Source organism: Henriciella sp., from assembly GCF_049649345.1.
Classification (GTDB): Bacteria; Pseudomonadota; Alphaproteobacteria; order Caulobacterales; family Hyphomonadaceae; genus Henriciella.
The window spans coordinates 1-2,683 of the sequence record NZ_JBARZC010000190.1 but is presented as its reverse complement, the minus strand read 5'-3'; the positions used below and the strand labels follow the sequence as shown (position 1 = coordinate 2,683).

The 2,683-nt window shown below is 60.9% G+C and carries 4 protein-coding genes; 1 reads left to right on the top strand and 3 read right to left on the bottom strand.

The window, feature by feature from the left end:
* Window positions 1-1,278, top strand: a 1,278-nt coding sequence (locus WA989_RS04730) for an AMP-binding protein (protein WP_424339357.1), incomplete at its 5' end; no start/stop codon positions are given.
* Here WA989_RS04730 and WA989_RS04725 read toward each other — a convergent pair.
* The 3 genes from WA989_RS04725 to WA989_RS04715 all read right to left on the bottom strand — a co-directional run.
* On the bottom strand, window positions 1,275-1,760 hold the full coding sequence (locus WA989_RS04725; protein WP_424339356.1) for a PaaI family thioesterase: 486 nt from the start codon (window positions 1,758-1,760) through the stop codon (window positions 1,275-1,277). The genes WA989_RS04730 and WA989_RS04725 overlap by 4 nt on opposite strands.
* Window positions 1,757-2,128, bottom strand: coding sequence for a tRNA-binding protein (locus WA989_RS04720; RefSeq protein ID WP_424339355.1), 372 nt, complete (start codon window positions 2,126-2,128; stop codon window positions 1,757-1,759). Before WA989_RS04720 ends, WA989_RS04725 begins: the two co-directional genes overlap by 4 nt.
* A 3-nt stretch (window positions 2,129-2,131) precedes the next feature.
* Window positions 2,132-2,683 (bottom strand): SDR family NAD(P)-dependent oxidoreductase (locus WA989_RS04715; protein ID WP_424339354.1); only part of this gene is annotated, 552 nt, incomplete at its 5' end.

The following is a 2,683-nucleotide window of genomic DNA, read 5'->3' as shown; positions in this document are numbered from 1 at the left end:
TTGCCCAACAGTCTCGAATTCTTCGAGGCCTGCTTTGCAGCCTGGAAACTCGGGGCAACGCCGCAGCCGGTCTCGTCCCGGCTGCCGAAGTTTGAGCGCGACCAGATCATCGAACTTGGCAAGCCGTCGCTCATCGTCGGCGCCGAACCGGACGAGTACGCGCCCGCGCCTTCCTTGCGAGCCGGATTTCACCCGTCTTCGGACCTGGCAGACGAACCTCTGCCTGAAACCACGGCGCCTTCGTTCAAGGCGATGACGTCTGGCGGATCGACGGGCCGGCCAAAGCTGATCGTGTCGAAATCACCCGCCGAGTGGGATACCGAAGCGCCTTTCCTCGAAATCCAGACCCAAGGCGCGATGCTGGTTCCGGGGCCGCTTTATCACAACGGGCCGTTCCTGTGGGCAATGATCGCCCTGTTCAAAGGCTGCACCGTGGCGATTACTACGCGATTCGACGCCGAGCAGACTCTGGAGCGGATCGCCTCTCTCAACATCGATACGGCCTATATGGTCCCGACCATGATGCGCCGTATCTGGGCGCTGCCGGAGGAGGTGCGTGCCGGCTACGACGTATCCAGTCTTCGCACGCTCTGGCATCTCGCTGCGCCGTGTCCGGCCTGGCTCAAACAGGCTTTTATCGACTGGCTTGGCCCTGAGGTGATCTGGGAACTCTATGGCGGCACGGAAGGCCAGGGCTCGACAACGATCCAGGGCACGGACTGGCTCACCCATAAAGGGTCAGTCGGCAAACCGGTCGAGACGTGCGAGATGAAGATTGTCGGTGAGGCTGGTGAAACCCTGCCGCCCGGCCAGGTCGGCGAGGTTTTCCTGCGCCCGCTAACAGGGCAGGGCACGACCTATTACTATCTCGGCGCCGAAGCCAAGGCGATCGAAGGCGGCTGGGAAAGCCTCGGCGATATGGGCTGGATGGACGAGGATGGGTTTCTCTATCTCACCGACAGATTGTCCGACATGATTGTCGTTGGCGGAGCCAATATCTATCCGGCCGAAGTCGAGGCAGCGCTTGATTCGTTTCCCGGTGTGCGCAGCTCTGCCGTCATCGGCCTGCCCGACGAGGATATGGGCGCGACGCTGCATGCGATCGTTGATGTCCCATCAGGCGCGCTCGATGAAGACGCATTGCGGGCCCATCTCGGCGAGCGACTCGTGCGCTACAAGACCCCCAAATCGATCGAGATCGTGACTGAGCCGCTGAGGGATGATGCCGGCAAGTCGCGCCGCAAGGATCTGAGAGCCGCGCGCCTGGCGACCGCCTAGCGCTGGCCGTGAATCGCTTCGATTGTGCGGATGGCTTTCCAGGCGAGGACTTTGACTAGAAGCTTGCCGTCAGCATCCTTCCATTCGGCTTCGACATAGCCGGTCGAGCGCGAGCGATTGATGACCCGCGCCTCAATCGTGATATCGCCCGGCGCAACTGGTCGGAAGAATTTGATCTGAAGATCCTGCGTGGTGAAAGCCTCGCCCTCTTTCAGGGCAGAGAACATGCAGATCGAGACCACATGGTCCGATAGCGCGCCGACCCAGCCGCCAAAAGCGCGGCCCGGCTGGATGTCATGGCCACCCTCATTCGGCCAGACAAAGCGGACATGACCTGGTTCAACATGTTTCAGCCAGCGCTCCGGCTTGATGCCGAGCTTGGCGAGACCCGGCGCCTTGTTCGGAAAGTCGCCGCTCATGATGCCTTCCAGGAAAGGACGGAAGAGCGGAGCGAACTGGTCTGGATCTACTTTGATGCTCATGCGAGGCGCGCTCCATTGGGGACGGGGCTGTCTGGTGAAAACAGGACGATGGCGCCATCGGTGTCTGGAAAGCCCAGTGTCAGGCATTCCGACATGAACTTGCCAATCTGGCGCGGCGGGAAATTCACCACGGCAGCGACCTGACGCCCGACAAGCTGGTCCGGCTCATAGTGATCGGTAATCTGGGCCGAGGATTTCTTGCGGCCGACTCCCGGTCCGAAATCGATGACCAGGCGAATCGCAGGCTTGCGCGCGCCTTCAAGCGGGGCCGCTTCCAGGACAGTGCCGACGCGAATGTCGACTTGGCGAAACGTGGCGACCTCGGTCTCCGCTTCGGGCTGTTGACCGGGCAGGTCAGTCTTGTGCATGGCTCAGACGATGACCGAGCCGCCATCGACGACGATCATCTGGCCAGCCATATACTTGCCGGCATCAGAGGCGAGGAAGATCGCCGCCCCTGCAATATCCACCGGGTCCCCAATGCGGCGCATGGGCGTGCCTTTCTCGATGCGCTCGGCATTGTCCGGGTTTTCCCAGAGCGCGCGGGCAAAATCGGTCTTGATGAGGCCCGGCGCGACGCAGTTGACGCGAATATTGTACGGGCCAAGCTCGAGCGCGTAATTGCGGGCGAGCTGGAAGTCGGCGGCCTTGGAAATATTGTAGGCGCCAATGACCGGCGAGCCTTTCAGGCCGCCAATCGAAGAGATGATGACGATGGCGCCGTCCTTGCGCTCCTTCATCTCCGGCGCAACCATCTGGATCAGCCAGTGATTGGAGATGATATTGTTCGAGAGGATCTTCTCGAAACGCTCATCATCGATCTCTTCGAGCGGGCCGTAATAAGGATTGGAGGCCGCATTGCAGACAAGAATGTCGATCTTGCCGAAGGCGTTGCGGGTTTCGTCGATGAGGGTCTGAAGCTC